General features: G+C 36.7%; 17 protein-coding genes. All 17 read right to left on the reverse strand.

Features of this window, described 5'->3' with window-relative positions; all coding sequences use genetic code 11:
• Nucleotides 1-8: 8 nt before the first annotated feature.
• On the reverse strand, nt 9-1004 hold the full coding sequence (locus SFC47_RS22080; RefSeq protein ID WP_411256698.1) for a LacI family DNA-binding transcriptional regulator: 996 nt from the start codon (nt 1002-1004) through the stop codon (nt 9-11).
• 547 nt (nt 1005-1551) lie between these two features.
• Nucleotides 1552-1962 (reverse strand): hypothetical protein, encoded by a 411-nt coding sequence (locus SFC47_RS22085; RefSeq protein WP_411256699.1) that lies wholly within the window; start codon nt 1960-1962, stop codon nt 1552-1554.
• A gap of 176 nt (nt 1963-2138) precedes the next feature.
• Nucleotides 2139-3632 (reverse strand): family 1 glycosylhydrolase, encoded by a 1494-nt coding sequence (locus SFC47_RS22090; protein WP_411256701.1) that lies wholly within the window; start codon nt 3630-3632, stop codon nt 2139-2141.
• A gap of 124 nt (nt 3633-3756) precedes the next feature.
• A complete protein-coding gene (locus tag SFC47_RS22095; RefSeq protein ID WP_411256703.1) occupies nt 3757-4086 on the reverse strand; it encodes a PTS sugar transporter subunit IIA in 330 nt (109 codons plus the stop codon).
• A gap of 152 nt (nt 4087-4238) precedes the next feature.
• Entirely contained in the window at nt 4239-5576 is a 1338-nt protein-coding gene (gene celB / locus SFC47_RS22100) for a PTS cellobiose transporter subunit IIC (protein WP_411256705.1), read from the reverse strand.
• A gap of 19 nt (nt 5577-5595) precedes the next feature.
• The gene (locus tag SFC47_RS22105; protein WP_411256707.1) at nt 5596-5904 is read right to left on the reverse strand and encodes a PTS sugar transporter subunit IIB; all 309 of its coding nucleotides are present in this window, start codon (nt 5902-5904) and stop codon (nt 5596-5598) included.
• A 286-nt stretch (nt 5905-6190) separates the two neighbouring features.
• Entirely contained in the window at nt 6191-8116 is a 1926-nt protein-coding gene (locus SFC47_RS22110) for a BglG family transcription antiterminator (protein ID WP_411256709.1), read from the reverse strand.
• Between the two features lie 513 nt (nt 8117-8629).
• Nucleotides 8630-8926, reverse strand: a complete 297-nt coding sequence (locus SFC47_RS22115; protein WP_411256710.1) for a hypothetical protein — start codon at nt 8924-8926, stop codon at nt 8630-8632.
• A 111-nt stretch (nt 8927-9037) separates the two neighbouring features.
• Complete coding sequence (locus tag SFC47_RS22120; RefSeq protein WP_411256712.1) at nt 9038-10450, reverse strand: beta-barrel domain-containing protein; 1413 nt, start codon at nt 10448-10450, stop codon at nt 9038-9040.
• A 3-nt stretch (nt 10451-10453) separates the two neighbouring features.
• Nucleotides 10454-10918: an AraC family transcriptional regulator gene (locus tag SFC47_RS22125; RefSeq protein WP_411256714.1), complete on the reverse strand. Its 465-nt coding sequence runs from the start codon at nt 10916-10918 to the stop codon at nt 10454-10456.
• Complete coding sequence (locus SFC47_RS22130; protein ID WP_411256716.1) at nt 10911-13157, reverse strand: peptidase domain-containing ABC transporter; 2247 nt, start codon at nt 13155-13157, stop codon at nt 10911-10913. The genes SFC47_RS22125 and SFC47_RS22130 overlap by 8 nt, the downstream gene beginning before the upstream one ends.
• Nucleotides 13158-13804: 647 nt before the next feature.
• Nucleotides 13805-14074, reverse strand: a complete 270-nt coding sequence (locus tag SFC47_RS22135; protein ID WP_411256743.1) for an AarF/UbiB family protein — start codon at nt 14072-14074, stop codon at nt 13805-13807.
• Between the two features lie 456 nt (nt 14075-14530).
• A complete protein-coding gene (locus tag SFC47_RS22140; protein ID WP_411256718.1) occupies nt 14531-17887 on the reverse strand; it encodes a carbohydrate-binding protein in 3357 nt (1118 codons plus the stop codon).
• A 214-nt stretch (nt 17888-18101) separates the two neighbouring features.
• Complete coding sequence (locus SFC47_RS22145) at nt 18102-20219, reverse strand: beta-galactosidase (protein ID WP_411256720.1); 2118 nt, start codon at nt 20217-20219, stop codon at nt 18102-18104.
• A 29-nt stretch (nt 20220-20248) separates the two neighbouring features.
• Entirely contained in the window at nt 20249-22285 is a 2037-nt protein-coding gene (locus SFC47_RS22150) for a glycoside hydrolase family 2 TIM barrel-domain containing protein (RefSeq protein ID WP_411256721.1), read from the reverse strand.
• Nucleotides 22286-22314: 29 nt separating this feature from the next.
• Entirely contained in the window at nt 22315-23229 is a 915-nt protein-coding gene (locus SFC47_RS22155) for a carbohydrate ABC transporter permease (protein ID WP_411256722.1), read from the reverse strand.
• Between the two features lie 10 nt (nt 23230-23239).
• Nucleotides 23240-24133 carry a carbohydrate ABC transporter permease gene (locus SFC47_RS22160; RefSeq protein WP_411256723.1) on the reverse strand — a complete coding sequence of 298 codons (894 nt, stop codon included), beginning with the start codon at nt 24131-24133 and terminating at the stop codon, nt 23240-23242.
• Nucleotides 24134-24166: the final 33 nt, after the last annotated feature.

Consider the following 24166-nt stretch of genomic DNA (forward strand, 5'->3'; position numbering starts at 1 on the left):
TGTTTTTATTATAGGGGAGTGTTAAAGAGATTGTCAACGCTTTCTCGCTCAATAATTTCAAATTTAGAAACAGTTAATTTTTCAACAGGCAATTCATTGACTAACTCAACAATATGTCTTGCAGCTGTTTCTCCCGCTTCTTTGTAAAAGAACTTCGCTGTTGTTATGCCGGGATGAATAATTCCCGTCACATCATAACCTCCAAAACCTGTAAGTGCTAAGTTCTGCGGTATGGCAATTCCCTCTGAATACGATGCCTTCAAGACGCCAAGAGCGATATTATCCGTTGCACAAACAAAGATTTCAGGTTGGAATTCATGGATAATTTGCTTTGCACTAGCTTGTGCAGCTGGAATGTTGAATAGTGTCTCATAGAAGCGAACATCACAATCGTCTGCTTCCTGTATTGCTTTTTTAAACCCCTGCTTTCTTTTTACACCTACTGAAATATCCCGTTCTGTTACGCCTAGATAGGCAATTTTTCGATATCCTTTTTTAAGGACATACCGTCCCATCGCAAAACCAGCATGAAAATCATCGTGAATCAAGCTATGAAAGTCTTCATGCTCTTGTCCAATTAACAGTACTGGAACCTTGAGGGTTTTAAATGCCTCAATATGCAGGTCTGTGATTTCAGTAGCAAGCAAAATAATCCCTGCCATTTTTTGATTGGCGAAGCTATAAATGCTTTCAATCTCTCGTTCCAAGTTTTGACTTGTATTGGAAATCAGCATTTGATAATTCATTTTCTTTAATTGTTCATCAATGCCAATTAATGTTTGTGAAGAAGCATAGGAATCAAGCCGCGGGACAATTGTGCCAATAATATTTGTTTTCTTCGCTTTTAAACTCTGCGCAAAAGGATTCGGAGAATACCCAGTTTCTTTGATGGCCTGTTCAATTTTCTTCTTTGTCGCTTCTCCAACAGAGCCGCCATTTAAATATCGAGAAACTGTACTTTTCGCCACACCTGCAAGCTTAGCTATATCTAGTATTGTACTCATCGTCTCAAACCTCATAACATTACAAATTCATATGTCATTATAGTATCATAAATCACTTCGTAAGCCATGGGGGGGTGTTATTTTTCATAATGGAGCTAGTTCATTCCACGAAAACCGTCCCCTGTGATCCTTTGTTACCACCTTTTTTACTGGTCTACTTCTCGACAAATTTTGCCTAACTAATGAGATTAAAACACAGACTTGGCAGTATATAAACCATTTCTAATCAAACGTTTGGTTAAAACCAAATTAACTAATTAAACGTTTGATTAAATAGCAGACAAACCTTTTTAACAAACGAACTTTGGGCTGTATACGACAGAATTAATTGTCGAATAAAAATGGGAGGTGTGAGGATTTAGCATTAAAACTGACAATAGAAACTAACAAATTGCATATTCAGGCATAAAGCAGCAATTTGAATACTAACTAATCGTTTGGTTAAAAGGACGGTAAACCCTTTTATACCAAGCTATTATCTTTTTTTTATTAAAAATTATTGTCGAGGAAATATCGAAAAATGTTGGTTGTTGTTTTTCCTTTTTTCCTATTCCTTAGAAAAAGAATTATAATCTTTGAATTTTGAAGGCAGTTTTTTCTTTTTTAAATACTTTTCGTTAAGGACAACCACTTTCCTGTTCTCCGTTGGTATATATTTGCGATAAATTGATTTATATTTTTCAAATGCAATGTGTCCCAAAAAATAAATCGGTAAGATCATGGACATGAGAATAATTAATTGTGGAAACCAGTTGAATTCATTCCCAATGATATAAATCGTCATGACAGCATGTGCCAGCATAGAAACCATTAAGATAATAATGACATTACATATATGAAATGGGAGCACATTTTTTTCTCGTATCAATCGTTCTAGTTCATTCTTGATATATAGTGTAGTAAATACGGATATTACAATGACAAAAATGGTAACAAAATATGCTAGACCAGAGTACATTCTTTTCTGCCCCTCACTCTCATTAATCCACTAATATGATTGTATTGATTTAAAATACAGCTTCATTGTAACATAAGATACGAAAAAAGAAGCTTCTCACAAGTTTACTCTACTTATGAGAAGCTTCTTTAAACATCCGCTTTGTTAGGAATTTCATTTTGTAAAAGGTTCTAAATCTAAAAGCTAAGGTCTTCTCCATTCGTTGCAATCACTTTCTTATACCAATCAAATGATTTTTTCTTTGTTCTTTTTAATGTTCCATTTCCTTCGTCGTCCATATCTACATAAATAAAGCCATATCGTTTTTTCATTTCTCCAGTTCCTGCTGAAACCAAATCAATGCAGCCCCATGGTGTATAGCCCATTAAGTCAACACCGTCTAAAGTAACGGCCTTTTTCATTTCTGCAATGTGATCCCGGAAATATTGGATTCGATAATCATCCTCCACATATCCATTCTCATCCGCTTTATCAATGGTTCCCATTCCGTTTTCAACAATAAAGAGAGGTTTTTGATATCGGTCATAAAGTTCAGACAAGGTGTATCTAAGCCCAATAGGGTCAATCGCCCAACCCCACTCTGTTTTTTCTACGAATGGATTTACATCTCCCATTTGTCCGCCTGTATCAGTATTCTGTACGATTTCAGTATGGTATACACTGCTGCGGTAATAACTGAATGCTAAATAATCCGAAGGATACGCCTTGATAACATCGTCATCCCCTGGTTCCTTTTGTATGGTGACCCCCATCTCTTCAAAAAAGCGATCAGCATAAGATGGATAGTAACCCCTCATCATGACATCAGAATAAATCAAAGCTCCTCTTCGATAATCCAAAGCTCCAAATATATTTTCCGGTTTACAATCTTTCGGATAAATGCAGCTTAATGCAACCATACAGCCAATCTTTGCATCAGGAATAATCTCGTGACAAAGCTTATTAGCAAGGGCACTCGCAACAAACATATGATGCTTTGCTTGATAACGTACCTGCGCATTAGCCTCCCTAGTTCCCATAAATGCGTAACCATTTAATACATTAATTTCGTTAATGGTGATCCAATACTTTACTAGATCTTTATATCTGGTAAATACTTCTTTACACATTCGTAAAAAACAATCAATCGTCTCACGACCGCCCCAGCCATTGAAATTCTCTGCCAAATACGCAGGAGTTTCAAAATGATAAAGAGTGACTAATGGTTCGATATTATACTTTTTACACTCTTTAAAAACATCTTCGTAAAATTTCAACCCCTCTTCATTTGGTTGTTCCCCTTCAATTCCACCTTTTGGGAAAATACGAGACCAACTAAGAGATAACCGGAAACACTTGAAACCCATTTCTCCATAGAGAGAAATATCTTCTTTGTAATGGTTGTAAAAATCAACTGCATTATGGCTTGGATAATAGACATTCTCATCTATATAACCATATGCGCCTTCTGGTATGGTATCAATTTTTGGATCCCCAGTAGGCCTTCGGTTTACCATTGTTTTTGTCCCATCTTTTAATTTGATCGTAATCTTTCTTGGGCGGTCTGCAGTGCCATTTGTTATAAAGTCGCTTGTTGCAAGTCCTCTTCCGCCTTCATTGTACCCGCCTTCATATTGGTTTGCAGCTGTGGCTCCGCCCCATAAAAAATTATCAGGGAATGTTTTTTTCATTAAAGTTCATTTCCTTTCTATTATGTTTAAAATATTCTAGGGTAATTACGTTCTTTTATATCATTTCAAGATATCGTATAAATAGAAAAAGCCCAAAATAAGTTGGGCGTTTAAATAATCATTGTCACTTTTTTATTAGGCCTTTGATCAGTTTATGCAAATCAATGATTTCTCTCGCCATATCTTTAAGAGTCATTGATGTCATCAAATGGTCTTGTGCATGAATCATAATAAGAGGAAGTTCGAATTTCGCTCCGCCTGCTTCCTTTTGGATTAACTCAGTTTGAACATGATGTGCTTCATTAAATGCCTCGTCTGCTTCGGTAAGTTTTGCTTCTGCTTCATCAAAATTCCCTTCTTTAGCAGCCTGCATTGCTTCCATCGCAAAGCTTCTTGCATTTCCAGCATGAAGGATTAATTGAAATGCGTGATTATAAAGTTCTTCTTTATTCATGATTAATTGATTCATGATGATTAACAGCCTTTCATTTGATTACTAGGAAAGGAAAGCTCTCTTTCCAGAATATAATGCGAAATTTTGGTTGTACTAGTATGCTTTTAAAAGATAAGAGTCAGGCACTAGCAACCTAATGCCCGATTAATTTCTTACGCGATATTTTCTTTCGTTTCACCTGCATTCATTGCATCTTCTTCTTTCTTCTTCGCATTGTCATAAATCTTGAAGAATGGAAGATAAATTACAAATGAAATTAGAATGTTAACAATATTCATGACTGCACCCGAAATAGCTCCGCCACTAGCAAGATATCCTGAGATAATTGGCGGCATGGTCCAAGGTACTGCAATACCTACTGGTTTGGCTACCAATCCCATATCCATCGCAATGAAAGTGACAATTACGGTAACGAGTGAAGTAACGACGAATGGAATGATCATGATTGGGTTTAACACGATCGGCATACCAAAGATTAATGGCTCGTTAATGTTAAAGATACTAGGCCCCAATGCCAAACGACTTAGACTTTTCATTTGTTGAGATCTAGCAAACAATACCATTGAAAGAACTAATCCAAATGTGACACCCGTTCCACCAATGTGAACGAAGTTATCCCAGAATTGTTGTGTGACAATGTGCGGCAGAGGTTCACCAGCTTGATATGCTGTCATATTGTCACCCATGGCACCAAACCAAATTGGTTCCATAACACTCTTAACGATGTTTGTCCCATGTAATCCAGTAGACCATAGAATCGTTACAAAGAATTCAGCAACAATTGTTCCTCCTAGAGTAAGACCAACCAATTTCAACGGGTCACCTAAAAGGGTGGTAACTAGGTTGTTAATACTTTCATATGGAGTCATTTCAACAAATAGACGCAAGACCCAAACTACAAGAAGGACAGCGAATCCTGGAATTAATGCAGCAAATGATTTACCAACACTTGGCGGCACCCCTGCTGGCATTTTAATAACAATATCTTTTTTAACGATAAAACGATAAATTTCAGTTGATAATATTGCAAAAAATAACGCTACAAACAAACCTTTACTGCTTAAGTAAGCTTTTGAAATAGCACCAGTTACCATTACTGCGTCAGCTTCAGCTGGAGTAAACGTGAAACTAAATGGTGTTGTTAATAAGAAAGCAGCAACCGAAATAGTACCGGCGCTCATCGCGTCAAGCTTATAGCTTTCTGCTAAGCGGTATGCAACCGCGAATGCTGCAATAATTGACATGATGTTGAAAGTTGCATCTACTGGATAACTTAATTTAGCAGCCCATGTTGGACCAAAAATAGAAGCCATAAAGTCTGCATAACCTGGAATTGGAAAGTTAGCTACGATCAAGAATAATGAACCAATGACAATGAATGGCATTGTCGCAATAAGACCATCACGAAGAGCCAATAAGTGTCTTTGTCCACCAATCTTGGCAGCAACAGGCATGACCTTCTCTTCTAGAATGCTGTTGAATTTCCCCATTTTCTATTTCTCCCTTTTATTATTTGTTATTTACTAGATTTATTGCTGTTTTTAGAACTTCTGGACCATTACAAGTACCGTAGTGGATTGGATTGATCGCATCCACTGGAATTCCCTTTTCTTCACCTAAGCCTTTCATTTTTGGAAGCAGGAATCTAACTTGCGGCCCTAAAAGAAGCACATCAGCCTGGTCAATGTGTAGATTGATTGCATTTGCTGGAACCGCCCAAATTTTTCCTTCTAACCCTTGTTCTTGAGCTGCTTTTTCCATTTTGGTTACCAACAAACTTGTACTCATACCAGCTGCACAACATAATAAAATATTCATCGATATATTCCTCCATTATCCATAAAAGTTATTTTGAAAAACAAAGCATTAATTAATCTATCAGCTAATTAGCAACTTTTTTAAGAGTGCTTTAATCTCTTTATGTTTATAGTTTATGTTGAAAGCGTTTAATTTTACAGAAAGGATTTTTCCGTAAGTAACGGAAATATAATGAAAGAATAATAATAAAGTTTATGTCCTGTATATTCATTATCCTTAGATAATATCCCCAAACTAAAAAAGGGAAATTCCTTTTTGGAATTCCCTCTTTCTTCTATGGCAAGAGTTAAGCTTCATCTAATATCTTTATTATTTCTTCAGCTGATTCACTCTTTATTACTTTTTGGATCGTTGTACTGTTTTCGACTAGTGCAATGAGCCTTTGATACATCCTGTCCAGATCACCCTCAGGTTCTTTTCTTATGTTCAATAAGCAAATAAATTGAACCCTATGTTTGTCTGTCCATTCGATTGGCCTCTTTAATGTGCACACGGTCCAAAACGTTTCCTCTGTTTCTGGTGTAAGCGGATGAGGGATGGCCACAAGATTTCCAAAGCTGGTTGGAGCGACCGCCTCCCTTTCTAGCACCAAATTCACATAATCTTTGGAGACCAGTTTTTGTTTGTATAATTCATTACACATAAAAGTGATAACACTTTCTTTATCCTCAAAGTCTTTATGAATAAAAACTCTGGATAGATCTAAATAGCTATGCCCTTCACACTCTATTTCAGACGATACTCCCTTCCGAATATTAGCAATATCTCCTTCTCCTAAAAAGGTATTTACGACTAGTACTGGAACGCCTATTTCTTCTTTAATGGGGATTGTACTAACAATAAAATCAATAGATGATAGATCGTATTCTTTTAACTGGTAATAATTAGTTGTGGCCGCAATATCAATTTCATCTTTAAATTCATTTCGTAAACGATAAAACAATAGCTTGGCACTCCCCACTCCAGATGCACATACTACAAGTACCCGTTTTGCTTTTTTCTGCCTTGTCTTCATTCTTTCTAATGCCACACCGATATGTAAGGCAATATAAGCAATTTCGTGTTCTCCTACCTCTATCTCCAAATATTCGCCGATACATCTGCTCGCAATAGCAGCCCCCTCAAAGGCACTAGGATATTTTCGTTTAATTTCGTCTAATAATGGATTTCGAATGTTCATGTTATAGCGTAACCTGTTCATTGCAGGCCGAATGTGCAAAGTCAAAGCTTGAATGAATTCAGAGTCATCTTGAAAATCCCAATTTAATTCGGTTTTTAATCTCTGCAGCATGCAATGAATGATGGTGCCTAGTTCATCGAATTTACTAAATTCATTCAACGTATTCTTATGAATTAATTTGGTCCCCAACAAGTGAACAATAATATAATCAATCTCGGATTTTGGAAACTCCAAACCCGTAAAATCCTCTACCTCTTTTACAATTTCATTGGCCACTATTTTTTCAAATGGATATTTCTCTATTAAATCTTGTTCAAGGTCTTCTATGACAAATCCTGTTTCAATTCTCTTGCATCCAATAGTGATATGGGTTGCCAAATTTTCAAGTGCAATGTCTGATACCTCAATCTTATATTCATTCACCTTTTTTATGATTGTTTCTTTTATCTTTACAAACAGATTTTGATCCAAAAGGTAAAAGGAATTACTGTCAATGTTTAAGCTGCTATTTCGCCGTAAAATATAATTTGAAAAACACAGCCGCTTCATATATTCATCGCCTTCTACCTGGGTACCATGATGCGGTCTGGAAACTAGCTTTAAATGATAACTCTCCAATAATTCACGGACAACTTTTAAGTCGTTCTGAAGCTTGGGCTTGGAGACAAATAGCTCTTCTTCAAGACTTTCTAATTTTATTGGTTCCTTTTCTAATAAAAATCGTTTTAACATATACAAAACCCGAATTTCCTGCTCGGAAAAATCAGATTGATTTTCATTTGCTGCATCATTCGCATTAGAAATAAACTCCTGCTCAAACACTTGATAATCCTTTATATATAATAGATATCCTTTTCCCCGAACCGATTCAATCATGATTCCTAACGAAGTGGATTGTGATTGAAGTTCTTTGATCTCCGTGCGAATGGTTCTGTCACTCACACCAAGTTCTTTTGCTATCCATTCGGCTGTAACAGGTTCTTTCTCCTTCATTAAAGACAACACGATGTCCTTATGTCGTTTCGACACCATTTAGCTGCCCACCTTTCTTAATGAGTTGATCATCATATAGTTAGCTGCATAGGTATAACTTACTAATTAAATAATCATAACAGTTTTATTACTTAAAATTAAGTTATATCTCCAGCCTAAAAGTTTTTTAACATGTTTAATCAAAATTTTTGCTAATAACTAATCAACAAATTCAAAGGGAATGAAAAAAGAGGCTTCCCAAAAGTTCAAAGAACTAATGGAAAACCTCATTTACTTCGTTTTATTGGACTTCGTTAGCATTTCTATTAAAAATTAAATATTCAGACCATTTCCCGAATACTATTCCGTTCTAGCATCTTCATTTTTACTAATTCTATTCAATATAATACAAACTATGGCAGAAATAGCTAGAGGAATAAAAGCCATATAAACTTCCGACAAAGCATCTTTAATAGCGTATAGAACTAATACAAAACTAGAAACAATGATATATGTTATTACTAAAATGATATTCATTACAAATCTATGTTTATTTTTCATATTATCTATCAACTACACTAAAAATTTTACAACTGCTAGTGTTGCTGTATACGAAACTCCCAAGGACCCTGCTACAACTGTTGCAACTCCTGCAGCACCAAGTTTTCTTACAAACTGCTTCATTGTCCACCCCATAATCCTAGCACCGAGAGCAATCTGACCATAAGCTATTGCAACTGTTAAAGCAACTCCACCAGCGATAGCTATTGCAATAATTGCTGCCTTATCTTTTGTTGAAATTCCACCATCCAAATACATCATTTCATCTTCACGCATTTCTACATAACTACCTGGCATTACTAATTGCATGTTATACATCTCCTTTGATATATTAGTTGTTAACCTCTAGAACTCTTTTTGTACACAGGGAGGTTCTCGTCCCTGTAAATAATAACTTCTCATATCATACACCTCACTAAATTATTTAGTAAAATTCAATTGTTCCAATAACCATTCTAAGTATGATTCATGGTCATAAACAATATTTGCAACAACTGGCATCGAAGCTCTTGCTTTGATTATTTCTTTATCACTTTGTAATTCCTTTGTTTTTAAAGCAACAGTTACTTGATACAGCATTACTTTCGAATTATTTTCTCCTTGTTGAATAATCGTACCATTACTTATTTCTTTTACATTTCCCTTTAACATTCCAAATTTTGTTTGATTAACCCCTGCAATAGCTACCTTGACAGGATCATTTACATTCATTTTACTAACATCTTGTGCTGGGATGTAACTTTCTACAATTAACTCAGCCTCTTTATCATTAGCTATTTGTGCGACTGGTTGGAAAGACTGTAAACCAACCCCTGTTTTTATTGGTACAAGGTAGTGTAAGTAACCATCTTTGTTAGCAGTAATCGTTAGAGTATTGCTATTAGCACTATTCACATTTCGCTGACTTTCAAGCTCTGTGATTTTATCATTGGTTTGGATTCTTTCTGTCCCTAACTCACTTATTAATTGGTTATACGTTGAGTTACTTACCGGTGCTGATTCTCCCTGCCTCTCTAAATCTTTTATTTCTTGCTCTAATCCTTTTAATTCTGATTTCTTTGCATCTAATTCAGATTGTAATTGTTCATCACTAGTTTCTTTCATATTTTCTATTTCAATAAGAAGTGAATCGATTTCTGACTCCTTTACTTCTTTTTCAGTTACTAGGATTCCATCATTCGTCTCTTTATCCTGCAACTCTTGTAATTCCTTTTGCAGCTTTTTTAATTGAGATTGCTTTCGTGCTAAATCTTTTTGATATTTTTCTTGATTCTCATGTTGAATTATTTCTAATTCTTCTTTTAACTTAACTAATTCTGATCGCTTTTGATTAATTGTTTCAGATGTATGCTCAGATTCCGTTTCTTCTCCATGCAGTTGTTCTAGGTAGTAAGCAACTTTTCCGTAATAGGCTTGCTCATCACCATTGTTTTTTAGGTAATTTGTTTTTTCTATTAATGATTTTTCATATTTTTCGTATACTTCTTTCTTCGCTTCCAAATCATTTATTTGTTTTTGAATCTCATCCTCTTGTACACCTTCTATTCCTACTGATAGAGTAAGAAGTTTATCACCTTTTCTTACTTGCGCCCCTTCTTGCTTATGGATTTCAGCAATATTTCCGTTGGCAACCGGGGTTACATAACGCTTATCATCTGCTTCAATTGTACCTTGTGCTTTTACTATGTAATTTTTTGTTATAAAATTTGCACCAAAAAGTGAAACAACCAATAACATGACAAGAAACCAATTAAGAAAAAATAAATATTTCGGTGGATGTTGATCAAAAAATATTCGGCTTTCTTTTAACTCTTCCTTGTTATACAATTTCATTATTTATCGCTCCACGGGTTTAAATATATCGACCTCAAGCCAATTATTATTAAGTGATAAATGAACCATATACTCATCTCCAGACTCTACTAAATCATTTTCCCACAAATGGAGATTTAATTTATTATGAGCGTAGTTCAATTCATCATTCGTTCCTTCAAAGTGAATGTAAACACAATTTTCAACAGATATAGTCTCATGAAATCTAAAACTTCCATTGTTGGGCATTTTTTTCATTGTCTGTACCATGATGTCATAGTCAATTGTAATATCACCATTATCATGCACTGTTGTTCCTGCTTTTTTTGTAATCAACGGTCCTCTTGTTTGAATTTGAGAAATCTCAAGAAAATTAATAAACTTTTTTATTTCTTTCTCCACATCCTCAATTTGAATGCCGCGCAATTCCTTTGTAAAGACATTAACAAGCTTAAGTTTTTTATTTTCCAATACTTGTAGTTTAGACATAAACCATTTCCTCCTCTGTTTCTTCTAATCTTTTTTTTCTCTTTTCCAACGTTATATTTCCATATTGGAAATCTATCATCTGCTTATATTTTCCATTCAATGCGATTAACTCTTCATGACTACCTTGCTCAATGACTTGTCCCTGCTCCATAAAGATAATTTCATCACAGTGTATAATAGTAGATAAACGGTGAGCGATGATGATAGTTGTAATTCCCCTTGTTTTTTCAATCATCATATTTTGAATAAACTGCTCACTAAATGAATCAAGACTGCTAGTTGATTCATCAAAAATATAAAGCTGTCTTTTTTGTAGAAGGGCACGAGCAATGGCTATCCTTTGTCTCTCACCACCTGATAAGTTCCCGCCGCCTTCTTCAATAAAACCATAATAGCGACCAGGGATTTTTTGAATAAAGTCATCACATCCTGCACGGCGGCAAGCAGAAATTACCTGTTCATAAGTGGCTTCTGGACAACCTAATTTGATATTATCAATCACTCTTCCACTAAATAACTCTACATTTTGTGGTACGTAGCCAATTTGTTGTCTCAAATGGTAAGGATCAATATCTTTTACATCATAATTATCAATAGTTATTTTTCCTTCTTCTACCTCATAAAACTTCAATAATAATTTTGCTAAGGTAGATTTTCCTGCGCCGCTTTCACCTACTATGGCAACCTTCTTTCCTGCTGGAATCTTCACCCGAAAATTAGTTAGCACTGGCGGCCTTGAGCCATAGCGAAAAGTAACATTTTGAAAACTTATATCTCCTTGGAAATCAAGTTGCGCTAATAATTTCTTATCGGTCGCTTGTTCCGTCTCAACTTCCATCATTTCACTAAGACGTTGAATTGCAATTTGTGCTTCTTGGAAGGTTAGTTGTAAGGAAACTAGGTTTTGCACTGGTTCAACAAAATATCCACTTAGTGTTTGAAATACAATCAAATCACCTATACTCATTTTTCCATCCATAATCGCTAGTGCTCCAAGTGCCATAAAAACTAAATTTCCTATCGATCCTGCTCCTGAAGAGATTGTTCCTTGAATATTACTAAGCACTCCTTCTTTATAACCTAACTTCAATACTTTCATAAATTTATTTTCCAACTGATCGATTTGCTGTTCTTCATCATGATGTGATTTTACACTTTCAATATTTTTAATAGACTCTATCAACTGTGAATTCATCATAGAAGAAGCTGTCATTTGCTCATAATTTAATGTTTTATAGCGCTTTTTAAATAAATAAATCAACACAATATTAAAAGCTACCATCAACAATATAATCCCAAAAAGTCGACTATTTATATTCCAAAGGACAATTCCTGTAATAGAGGCTACAACAATATCTAATACCAATGAAATTGATACTTGAGAAAAAATATCCTTAATAGTCATTGCATCCTGAAAGCGAGTTAAGATATCTCCAACTTTCCTTGTAGAAAAAAAGTTATATGGCAATTTCAGGATGTGATTGTAATACCCTAACAAAATTGGAATATCAATTTTTCTCGATAGAAATAATAAAACATGCTGCCTAAAGGCTGAAAGAAATATTTGTACCAAGCTAATAATTCCGAATACAATTGAATACATGAATAGAGAATTTTTCAATTGATAGGGAATAATCTCATCAAATAAAACCTTTGCAAATAAACTAGAAATAATTCCAAGTACAGTTAAGGCAAAAGAACTCAAAATAACAACAGCCAATAATTTTTTCTGTGGGAAAATTAACGACTTAAAAACGCTAAGCATTGTTGCCTTTTGGTAGTCTAATTGTTCAAATTGGCTGGTAGGAACTAATAAAATCAATACTCCTGAAAAAATCTTTTGAAATTCTTCCTTTGATTGTGTAAAAACACCTTTGGCAGGGTCTGATATAATCAAGTTATCCTCTGTTACTTTATTTATCACAACAAAGTGAGATAAACCCTCTTCCGTCACAACATGAGCAATAGCAGGTAACGTATATTTATCCACTACATTTTCAATTAATATCTTAACTGCCTTCGCATTAAATCCTAATTCCTGAATGCCATTAACCAATCCATAAACTGTCGTTCCATATGCATCTGTCCCAATTACTTCACGAATTCTCATTATGGATAATTCCTTTTTGTAGTGCTTACATATTGTTGCTAAAACTGCTGCCGCACAATCAGCAGCATCATGCTGCATCACACAAGGATATTTCTTCCTTAACCTTATACTTTTTACTTTTTCAATCAACTACTTACACCTTCAATACAGATTAATTAAATGATAATTTTCATCATATGTTATGAAAATAGCATAAGCATTGGCTTTAATAGTTAGTGTAAAGTATGCTAATGCTGAATGGATTTAATTGGAATTATAGAGGAACTCAATGTACTCTAAAAATGATTTCTTAGCTTCCTCTCGAATCCTATACTTTGTTTGATAAACTTAGTTCCCCCTTAAGAATGCCGTGAAAGAACTCGAACAGTTTCATCTCTTATTTGTATAGGAATTTTCTCTTAATCTATAACCTTAAATTCCATGACCCTCATTTTAGGGTATATTTATTCATAATTCAACAATTTTTTCCAGAGCATCCAAAATATCCTATTTAGTAATTTTGAACTATTCCCATAGCTGTTTTTATGATTGGTTTCTCTTTTAATAAGGTGGAATTCTTATTGGTTTTAAGTTTAGGTGGTTAATAATAATCATTTGTATCAATCAATAGAAAGAGGATTCCTTCAATGTAAAATGTTTATCTTCATAATATCTAAGAAATAAAAAAAGAGGCTTCCCACAAGGTTTGTATTACCCATGAGAAACCTCTAATTATTGAGAAAGAAATACTTCAATTATGCTTTTAGCTAGTTCATTTGAACTAAATCCTATATTTATCAATTTTTCGACTTTACTAAATTTGGTTCCTTCTGCCCATCCATAACTAATACATGAGAAGCAGATAAATCAGTGTAGACGTGAGGAATTTTGACCAAAATCGACTCTTTGAATCGTTCCTGGAAGGGAAGGAGGGCAGCTGTTCCACTTTTGAAATTAAGTTCTTTTTCGACGACTTGTTTTAACTCTTTAAATAATAATTTGAAATTAATGATATGTGTATCTTCACAAGACGCAAGACATAAAAAGAAACCTAAAAACAGAATGATTCTATCGTACGCAACAGAAAAAGGCTTCCCAAAAGTTTGCTCAACTTATGGGAAGCCCCGTCAATTATCTCTTAATTTTTGTAACCGTTAGGATCTTACTTAAAATCCCTTATATATCAAGGGGTAAAGCGGCTATTACATCATGCCGCCCATTCATTTTGTGATATAACAGCTCAAAATAGGGTTTTAAAAATCCTTTAAACTCAACGTTTTATTACGTTTCAATTAAATACATTTAAATATGGCAAAATCCAATAGCACACAAATCCCCACACAAAAAAGCTTACTCGCTAAATGGAACGTGTTCGGTTTTGAAGTACAAAAATGTCAATGGACAGAAAAAATCAAAATAAAATTAATAACCAAATAGCAAGCAAATTAAAACTAAATAAAGGGACAGATTCACAAAAAGTGAATTCTGTCCAAAAAAGAGAAATCAGAAATAGAATCCCTCCATTAGTCCATACTTACCGGTTCATATGTGACTAATTCAAAATCGTCAATCGCAGCCCAATTGCCAGCCTTTGCGTCTGAATAAACGCCGATTTTTAATTGTCCATTCGTCACTGTGATCGGATCAATAGTAAATGGCATCCATCTTCCTCCTTCTGCGGAACGCATATCTGCGTACTTATCTTCGCCGCCATAGTCTCCGACTTCCAGCCTGAAAGTGTTCTGTCCACCGCCCGTTCTAGCCCAAACGGTTAATCGGTATGTTCCATTTGGTACTTGCAATGTACGATAGGTTGTTTGTTTATAATCCGTTGATTGCCAATGGGTTAACTTGTATTCACCACCTTCATGCGGGAAATCTGTATCAACGAAATTTGCCATTTCCTGCCCATCAGGATGCCACTCACTCCAGCCTTCCAATGTTCCTACTTCAAATCCGGAATTAAGAAACTTAACAGGAGTTCCTTGGGGAATTGGACTAACATTTACTCCATCACTTAAAGGCGATTCATTTCCTGCCATATCTACTGCTGTAACTTCAAATTGATAGGTTTTACCACTAGGAATATTTTCAATTGTGTACGTTGTGGTCGTAACCGGATCAATGGATCCAATCAGCACTCCATCCTGATAAATGTTGTACTGTAAAAAGTCTTTTTCTACATTGTGATTCCAATATAACGTTATCTTTTCAATTCCAGGCATAGCTCTCACCCCCGTTGGTGCTGCCGGGCTTTCGGAATCCTGACCATTAACGGTTATCGCGCATACCGGTTCTCCTGCCGCAGATTCGCCTGATTCATTAAAAGCAGACACCCTGTAACAGTAGTTTACGCCGCCTTGTAACCCTTTGTCGGCATAACTTAATGCATTACTGTCAACAATTGTTCTCTCACTAAAAACATCTGTAACTCCATTCGTTTTTACTGATCGATAAATGACATAGCCATCTACATCCTCTGTACCCTTCCAACTTAAGTCAATCGAGGCCACTTCCTTCGATGTTGAGACTAGATCGACTGGAACAGACGGAGAATTCTCTCCTTTTGATGTACCAGACGCAACGGTAGTCATGGGATGAAGCTCAACATCATCGAATGCTGCCCATTTACCAGCTGGACTGTCGGAAAAAATCCCAATCTCAACTTGCCCATTTGTTACACGAATTCCATCGATGGTAATTTTCTTCCAATCTCCAATCCCTTCAATTCCGGCATTCGCAAATAAGTCAGTTCCTCCATATTTCTTTACTTCAAGCCTAACCTTATTTCCGGTATCTTTCCGGACCCAAATAGAGGCTTGATAAGTACCGTTCGGAACTTGTACAGTTCTGTAAGTGGTTTGCATATAATCATTGCCAGACCAATGCGTTAGTTTATATTTTCCTCGAGGCCCATCTGTATCGATTTTTTGGGCACTTGGCTGTCCTTCTGGATTCCAGCCAGACCAGTTTGTTAAATTTCCTTGTTCAAAATCTCCGTTATCTGATAAATAATTGAATGAATCCACCCAAAAACGCTTTGAGAACTGGAACCAGTTTAAATTTACCGATCCTTTAAACACTACATACACATCTTGAACACCACTAGCACCAGTTATTTCAGTTGATTTAGTCTTCCATGATTGCTGCCCGCCAGTATTGGAAACGTTTAAACTTCCAATTAAGGTTCCATCTTTGCTTCCTGTCCGAAATTCAACTTTCCCGTTTCCTTCTGCAGATACCCTGGCATCTAAGCTTACTGTACCATCAACAAATTCAACATTTTTGAAAAGCAGATAATCATTATCATCCGTTTTCCCTACATATTTCCCGCCGCCTGCATCTGTGGTGATTTCCGTTTGAACGCCAAACATTTTGTGGTAATCCTCGGCTTCGATTTTACTATAAGGACTTGTTAACTTTTCTCCAGCTTGTTGTTTCGACCAGACAAAGGTAGCAGCAGCCCCAGCCGGCAGCGTGTAGGAGAACGAATTTTTTCCGGAGCGGACTTTAAAGTCCTTCATTTTCTTTGAAGAATTCAGCGCAATCAGCACTTTCGATCCGTCTGGGTTCTTGAAAGCTACATTTTCAATATTGCCATCACCAAATGTGTTAGAGGCAATCCGGTGGGCACCTGGCATGACGAATTTACTTGCGTGCCCAAACGCATAATACTCTACATTTTTCGTTACTTTGCCTGTCTCCTGATCAATGGTAACAATTCCACGGCAATTGGAGCATCCACCATTCGTTGGTCCAAAAGACTCATCGAGGGCAATATTCCATTTTAATACAGTCTTTGCCCAATTTCTTGTCGCCCCGATGATTAGATTCTGCAGGTCCCATTGAAGATTCCCGCCAAAATCAGTAGCCCATTCGCCTCCTGAACTCTCTGTAAAGTAAATATCTTTTTCCGGATGGGCATCTTTTACGTACTGTTGATTTTGCACATTACCTGCGTAACCGTGAAAAGCAGACCCTGCAATATACTTTTTCGCTTCAGGATCGTTTAATACCTCGATTGGATAGTCATATTCATCCCAGTTATGATCCCAGGCGATAATTTTTGTATCGACGTTGTTTTCTTCAAAGACAGGGCCAAGATGATTTTTAATAAAGTTTGCTTGTTCTGACGCTTCCATCCTCATACTCGGGTAGCCTGGTGTTTCGTGATGAGGTTCATTCTGGACGGTAATCGCGTCAATTGGCAGCCCTTCTTTTTCATAAGCTTCTATAAATTTCTTAAAATAGAGGGCGTATGCCTGGTAAGCATCTTCTTTTAATTTTCCTTTATTTAGTGTACCTGTTGTCTTCATCCATGCCGGCGCGCTCCAAGGAGTCCCCATGATCTTCAATTCTGGATTGATTGCCTTTGCTTTTTGAAGCGCTGGAATGATATAGCTTCGAGCATATTTGATTGAAAAATTATTCATTTCAGGATCTGTTTGTCCTTCCGGCAGATCATTATAAGTATAGTTATCTAGTGAAAAATCAGTAGCTCCCATTGGCAGGCGGACATAACTGATCCCAATTCCTTTCTCATGGTCAAATAAACCTTTCATGAGATTATCCCGCTGGCTGGTAGTTAATTTATTTTCTATCAGCCAGGCGGACGAATCGGTCATGCTGGCACCGAAACCTTTCATTTTCTGATATTGAATCTTTTCGTTTACATTAATGGTGGTTTCATTTGGTGCGCTATTAGTCTCAAAATTCAGATCGGGTTCCCGACTAAGCAATTTGCTTTGATTCGCAGTTGTCAGCCATACCTGAACAGAATCTTGCTTTGCTTTAACTGTTTGTGTATTCATTCCGGTAAATGGTAACAAACCAATCAAAAGGCACATCACAACCACTGGATTCAGTATTCTTCCTATCATTATATAATGCCCTCCTTTTGCAAGATTAATATTTTGCCATACTCATCATTATTTATAGTCCTATTTGCCTTCTAACAATGTTAACGTTACCATTCAAAAAAACAGGAAGTTTGTTCTACATATACAAACCTTCCATTTTATACTCCAATCAGGAAAACAAGAGGTAATACTGCTTCCTTTTTAACTCAACTTCACTTTTCTCTTCTTTTCTTAATTAAATAAATTCCTTAATTCCTGAATAAAACATATCGGATGATGCCTCTCCCTTAATCATGTCATCTTTGTACATGACCGTTGGGATAACAGATGACTGGTCGTAATCGTTGATGCCTTTTACCAGACACGACTTAATTTTTCTACCGTCCAGGGTTACAATCGAGCATCCTTTTGCTGGCATTGTAACTTTCAGAAGTTCACCGTCCACCATAACCTCATGTTCTTTTTCAAATTGAGACGTACTTAAGATGAATACCACCTTTTGGTTTCCATGCTCATACAAAAACGTATAGGCATCCTTTGAAGATAAACGGGATGGACCGGCTTCATTCAATAGCAGGTGGCTGAAAGTCTTCGAAATTCCGCCTGAAGTAAATGGATTCTCAGGATAATAAATTACCTTGCCTTTGTTGATTGTCCGTGTAAAGAAACGATCGGTAGACTGAATAAGTTTACTTAAGATAGAACACTCAGCGAAGTACTCGTTATATTTAGGAAGCTCTCCAAAGTAGAATAGCTTTCCACCCTGTTCCACATAGGAAATGAGTTTCTGCTGAACACCTTCATGCATAAAGAAGCTCCCCAGGACAACTAAATGCCGTTCCATTAGTAAATCCTTTAGACTAGTTGTTTCTAGATTGACCATACCGAACTCACGCTGGTCATGAAGCATCGTTTGCATAAAGGATTCAAGTCCATGGAATCCACTCTTTGGCGCCTTCTCGCCTAAAAGGTGATAATCTTTATTTTCATTTCCATAAGAAGCCAAGTAGTTATAGGGGTTATACAATCCCCACGTCGCTTCATTTGTCCGTTTTCCAAGCATTAAACATTCTTCATTTTCTTTGAGATAGTTAATTAGTAGTTTTAATGCTTCGTATTTTTCACCCGTTTCTCCAGTTTCTGATATCGGAGAACAATCAGGGTAAGGTTTTGCCTGCATACTGTCCAGCCCTTCATCCCATTCGCTTGTGGACACCCCTGTATAAACATTGAAACCTGTTGCGCCTAACGCCATTGCGAGGACAGTTTGGTAAAACGGAATATGGTGGTATTTGTACCGCCAGTCATAGAGCTTGGAAAAGCCCCAGTTTTCTTCCAGGTTAATACCGCGGCTGCGTTTTACTAATAACAGATATCTTAAAAACGCTGTCTCATCATGGGACACAACCCCAATCCAGTTGGTAAATCCGTAATGGACATTCCAATGCTCAGGTACCACCCTTGTCAACCAAAAATCAAACCCTTTTGTTTCATCTAAAGGTGGATTGATGTTATTAAAGACCGGCAATTTGGTATCAACCGCATTTCCCCACCGTTTGTATAGCTCTCCAAGAAATTGATTTTGAGTTTCAGACCATTCGAGATAAGGATTCAGCTCACTTTTATCTTTCTTTTCATGTAAATCAAATTTCCTTGGAATCGGGATTTCCTGAAAAGACAAATAGGTGGTTTTAAATAACGTATTATAGTTCTCAATTGAACCGTACTTTTCTTCTAATCTAGTAAAATGATAGTTCAGGCCACTTTTTGAGTAGTCGTAAGCTAAAACACTATGCTGCCCATCGGAATAAAGACCTTCATTTAATATTTGCAAGGCAATGACTGGACCCTCCGGATAGGTGTAAGGGTGAATGACTTCATCATCCACTGCTTTAAACCAATCACATACAGCCTTTTCGAATTTGGGGTCAAATGGAGCGGGCAGTACTTTATGCCATTCCCGTTCGTTGTCTTGATTGTCAAGCATCGCTTCATATACTTTGCCGCCTTCCACAAAATCCGGCAGACCGCCAAAATCAGTTTCTGCATGAATAAAAGGCCCCGGCTTTACTACTGCGTACATGTTCTTTTGCTGAATCAGTTCAAGAAATAATCGTACATTTCGATTTCCCTGTGTATCTCCTATAAAGTCAATTACTACTTCACCATCTAGCTGCAGGTGATGGTGCCTCCATGGGACATAAAAGGTCACCACATCGATTCCTCCTGCTTTTAACGTATCCAGCCGATTTTCCCAGTTGGAAGGATGATCCCGGTAATAGGGATAATCAGCTGATATAAACACAAAAGGTTTTCCTTCTTTATAAAAAACTCCATCTTTCACTTCAATCATGTTATGACTCCTTTTGTAATGTTATAGTTCTATTCTCGGGCTTCCATGGTAATTGGAAATTTCGTTGCCATACCATTTGTTTTTTCCATTAATCGCTTATGGTCTTTCACGAATTCATAGAATAATGGCTTTTTCGTTTTCCGGTCCATATGGCACAGCCCCATTGTCTGGTAAAACTGATTATGGTTAACGTACCAATCAAAGGCTGTCCAGTAATCCATTCCTGCGACATAGCCATGCACATTCATCAACCCTTCAGGACTTACCGTCGCCTTTTCAAGAAGAGCTAACTGAACTTTCTGATAAATATCCACCTGTTTTTCCAGGTTGCTTCCATCCGCATTGCTCCAGATTCCATACTCTGTATTTAAAATCGGTTTATCAGGCCATTTCTGATGGGCCTTTTCAATAAAATTCCTTGTTCCCTCATAAGGAGTGCTTCCATGAAAAATTCCAAAATACATCGTCCATCCTGCTACATCTAACGGTTCTATTGACTCATCCTCAAATCCAGGCTGATCAGCAGCTGCACTTTGAGTGATTAAGCGGTGGTCGTTATAGTTGTTTCGAACCTCATTGACTAATGTTTCATTATACTTTTTCCGAAGCTTGACATCTTTTGATTCATTTTGAGTACTCCACATCATAATCGAAGGTCTGTTATAGTTGGAAAAAATCATTTCTCTCCACATTTGGTAAGAGATTTTTCTTTTTTCCTGAATCTCATAGTGCTTGGTTTCAAATTGCCATAAAGGTATTTCACTCATCGCAGTCAGTCCAAGGCGGTCTAACAGAATAAATGTATAAATATGGTTGGGGTAATGTGCGGTACGAACCATATTGACATGGAGATTGTTTATGAGCTGAAAATCAATCTTAATACGATCCCATGAAGCGGTCCGGCCAAACTCTGGCCATTCTTCATGTCTGGCCACACCTGCGAGAAATACAGGTACCTCATTTAACAAGATTTGAGCCTTTTTCGTCGAAATGGTCCGGATGCCAAACTGCGTAAAAAAGGTATCAATCAATTTGCCCTTCGTTTCTAAAGAAACTCCTAAAACATATAAATGAGGCTTTCGTATACTCCACAGTTTTGGGTTATAGACATGAACATTAAACTTCACAACCCGTGTTTCGTTCGGTAAGAGGTCCAGATTTATTTCATATAAGCCATGGCATGCGGCTTTGTTCGCACATATACTTTTAGCTTCCGGTTGCTCGAGCCATTTGTTTGAAAGAAAATCTGTCTCAAAAAGCTGATTTTTTAAGAAAACGTGTTGAGCCTGACTCGTTCGATTTTCAATTACGACGGAAATCTTCACTTTACCGTTTATGTTCTCCGGTACCACATCGGCTCTAACGACTTGAAAACCTGTTGTGCCCTCCAGATAGATGTCTTGGATGATTCCTGTATAGTTAAAAAAATCGTTGTCAACAGCTGGAATCGTATCATACCGCGTTTTCCAAGGTGGGTTATCCACTCGAATCGCAAACGTGTTATCCCCCACTCTTAGATATTCCGTCACATCAAAGGCAAAAGGAGTATACCCGCCTTCGTGATAGCCAACATACTGTCCATTGATCCAAAAGTCTCCTATGTATGAGAGACCAAGACACTTCAGCGTAACCACCTTGTTTTCCCATTCAGTTTCTAAAAACACCTTTTTTCGATACCAGACACCATCTTCATAGGTTTCCGCTGCATGTGTTTGTTCTTTTCCGGTAAGATTGTTTTCAGGCAAGGGAATGTTGTGACTCCCCCAACTACTATCATCATAATCAGCCCTCGCCACTCCATTGAAATCGAGCTGAGTACTTTGTATCCATTTCTTATCCCGCTTTAGCATTGTCCAATCATGATCTGCCTTAAATCGTTTCTTTTTCCATTTCCCTTCCAGCGAAAAAATCAGTCGATCCTGAGGTTCAAAAGAAGGGTAAGGAATTCCATTTTGAAAAGGAATACGTTGACTATTTACCTCTCTTAGCTCAAATGTTGGGTTTAAACTGTTGTTATTCATAGCATTTTCATAAGAGGAAAATAATGAATTTGACTTAATGGTCATATACTACTTCCTTCCGAATGAAATTTTCGCTATCCTTTTACACCACCAACATTAATTCCCTTCATAATATGCTTTTGGAATAATGCGAAAATAATAATTAGTGGAAGTGATACTACCACTGCACCCGCAATCATTAACGGGTAATTTTCAGCACTCGTATTGCTAGCGCTAATTAACGCTCCTAGGCCTAAAGCCAGTGTGTAGTTTTCTGGTGAATTGATGACCACAAGCGGCCATAAAAAGTTATTGTAGTTCCACATAAATGTGAAGATCCCCAATACAACACAAATCGGTTTAGCAAGCGGCATCGCAATTTTCCAAAAAACTGTGAACCAACCGGCACCATCGATAATAGCAGACTCTTCTAATTCTCTTGGAAGGCTCAAGAAGTGCTGTCTCATTAGAAAAATATTATAGACACTCATCAGGAACGGAACCATCAGCGCCCCCAGGCTGTCGTATAATCCAAGCTTGTTAATAATGATCATATTGGGCACAAGTAGTACAGTCCCAGGAACCATCATTGATGTCAGCATTAACTTAAAGATCAAATCTCGTCCTTTGAATTTCAGTCTGGCAAAACTGTAACCTGCTAAACTATTAAAAAATAAATTGATGATGGTCGTGACAACAGATACGATTAAGGTGTTGACGAACAGTGACCCGAATTGCAGGTATTCGATGGCACCGGTATAATTTTCAAATGAAAAATAAATACTACCGTCTTCCCTTTGCGGGAATAAAGTAAAAGTGGTGGAAAAAATGTCTTTACTTTCTTTAAAAGAAGCAGAGACCAACCAAATAAAGGGCCCTAAAAGAATGACGGCGATTAAAATTAGAAACCCATAAAGGAGAATTCTGTCAGGACTCACCTTTCTAAACACGGGCTTTAACTTCAGTGGTTTTGTTATATTTAATTGTTTATTCAACTTGGTTTCGCTCATTTTTCATCACCTACATATCATTCCGCTGAGGGAAAAATTTAAAATTGACCCATGTAATCAGTAAGATAATAATCAGCAAAATATAACTCATCGCACTGGCTGTACCCATTTCATAATATCTAAATGCATGGTTATATAAACTCAATAAAAAGGTGGTCGTGGCGCCGTTTGGACCACCACCGGTCATCAAATACATCTGATCAAATACTTGGAAACTCGCAATTAAGCCTGTTGTTACGAGAAAGAAGATGGTAGGCTGAATCGTTGGGATGGTAATGTTGACAAATCTCTGCCAGATGTTGGCACCATCTATTTTTGCTGCCTCATATAATTCTTCGGGTATGTTTTTCATTGCTGATATGAGAATTAATACGTTATATCCGAGACCTCCCCAGATACTCATAACGGCAAGTGTAGGTAAAACTGTTTTAACATCAGCTAGCCATGTATGATCTGTTTGGAAGAGTTGATTAATTAGTCCGAGTTTCGGATCAAGCAAATAAACCCACATCGCGGCTACCGCAACTCCAGCTGTTACGTTTGGTATATAATAAGCCGTTTTAAAAAATCCTTCCCCCTTCACATTTGCATTTAAAAGAGAGGCAACGACAAGTGAGACAAAAATGCCAGCAGGCAAACTATAAAGAATGTATTTGACTGTAATCCAAAGAGACGGCCAAAAGTCCGGATACTTCTCTGAATCGGTCAGTAAATTTTTATAATTCGTCAACCCAACCCATTCTGGGGTGCTGCGCATATTCCAATCTGTAAAACTCACAAAAAAGGAGATTAACATTGGAGCAAGTTGAAAAATTAAAAAATAAATTAACAATGGAAGAATAAACAAATAACCCATAAACCATTCTTTTTGCACAAATCGTTTCATCGTTTCACCTACTTTCATTTAATAAAAGGGAAGTAAAGTGGAACCGTTACT

It is taken from the genome of Neobacillus niacini (assembly GCF_046591715.1).
Lineage (GTDB): Bacteria > Bacillota > Bacilli > Bacillales > Cytobacillaceae > Neobacillus > Neobacillus niacini_L.

Excerpts from the sequence above, each read along its gene's own strand:
- SFC47_RS22080 (WP_411256698.1), bottom strand. The coding sequence starts at position 1,004 with ATGAGTACAATACTAGATATAGCTAAGCTTGCAGGTGTGGCGAAAAGT.
- SFC47_RS22085 (WP_411256699.1), bottom strand. The coding sequence starts at position 1,962 with ATGTACTCTGGTCTAGCATATTTTGTTACCATTTTTGTCATTGTAATA.
- SFC47_RS22090 (WP_411256701.1), bottom strand. The coding sequence starts at position 3,632 with ATGAAAAAAACATTCCCTGATAATTTTTTATGGGGCGGAGCCACAGCT.
- SFC47_RS22095 (WP_411256703.1), bottom strand. The coding sequence starts at position 4,086 with ATGAATAAAGAAGAACTTTATAATCACGCATTTCAATTAATCCTTCAT.
- celB (WP_411256705.1), bottom strand. The coding sequence starts at position 5,576 with ATGGGGAAATTCAACAGCATTCTAGAAGAGAAGGTCATGCCTGTTGCT.
- SFC47_RS22105 (WP_411256707.1), bottom strand. The coding sequence starts at position 5,904 with ATGAATATTTTATTATGTTGTGCAGCTGGTATGAGTACAAGTTTGTTG.
- SFC47_RS22110 (WP_411256709.1), bottom strand. The coding sequence starts at position 8,116 with ATGGTGTCGAAACGACATAAGGACATCGTGTTGTCTTTAATGAAGGAG.
- SFC47_RS22115 (WP_411256710.1), bottom strand. The coding sequence starts at position 8,926 with ATGCAATTAGTAATGCCAGGTAGTTATGTAGAAATGCGTGAAGATGAA.
- SFC47_RS22120 (WP_411256712.1), bottom strand. The coding sequence starts at position 10,450 with ATGAAATTGTATAACAAGGAAGAGTTAAAAGAAAGCCGAATATTTTTT.
- SFC47_RS22125 (WP_411256714.1), bottom strand. The coding sequence starts at position 10,918 with ATGTCTAAACTACAAGTATTGGAAAATAAAAAACTTAAGCTTGTTAAT.
- SFC47_RS22140 (WP_411256718.1), bottom strand. The coding sequence starts at position 17,887 with ATGATAGGAAGAATACTGAATCCAGTGGTTGTGATGTGCCTTTTGATT.
- SFC47_RS22145 (WP_411256720.1), bottom strand. The coding sequence starts at position 20,219 with ATGATTGAAGTGAAAGATGGAGTTTTTTATAAAGAAGGAAAACCTTTT.
- SFC47_RS22150 (WP_411256721.1), bottom strand. The coding sequence starts at position 22,285 with ATGACCATTAAGTCAAATTCATTATTTTCCTCTTATGAAAATGCTATG.
- SFC47_RS22155 (WP_411256722.1), bottom strand. The coding sequence starts at position 23,229 with ATGAGCGAAACCAAGTTGAATAAACAATTAAATATAACAAAACCACTG.
- SFC47_RS22160 (WP_411256723.1), bottom strand. The coding sequence starts at position 24,133 with ATGAAAGTAGGTGAAACGATGAAACGATTTGTGCAAAAAGAATGGTTT.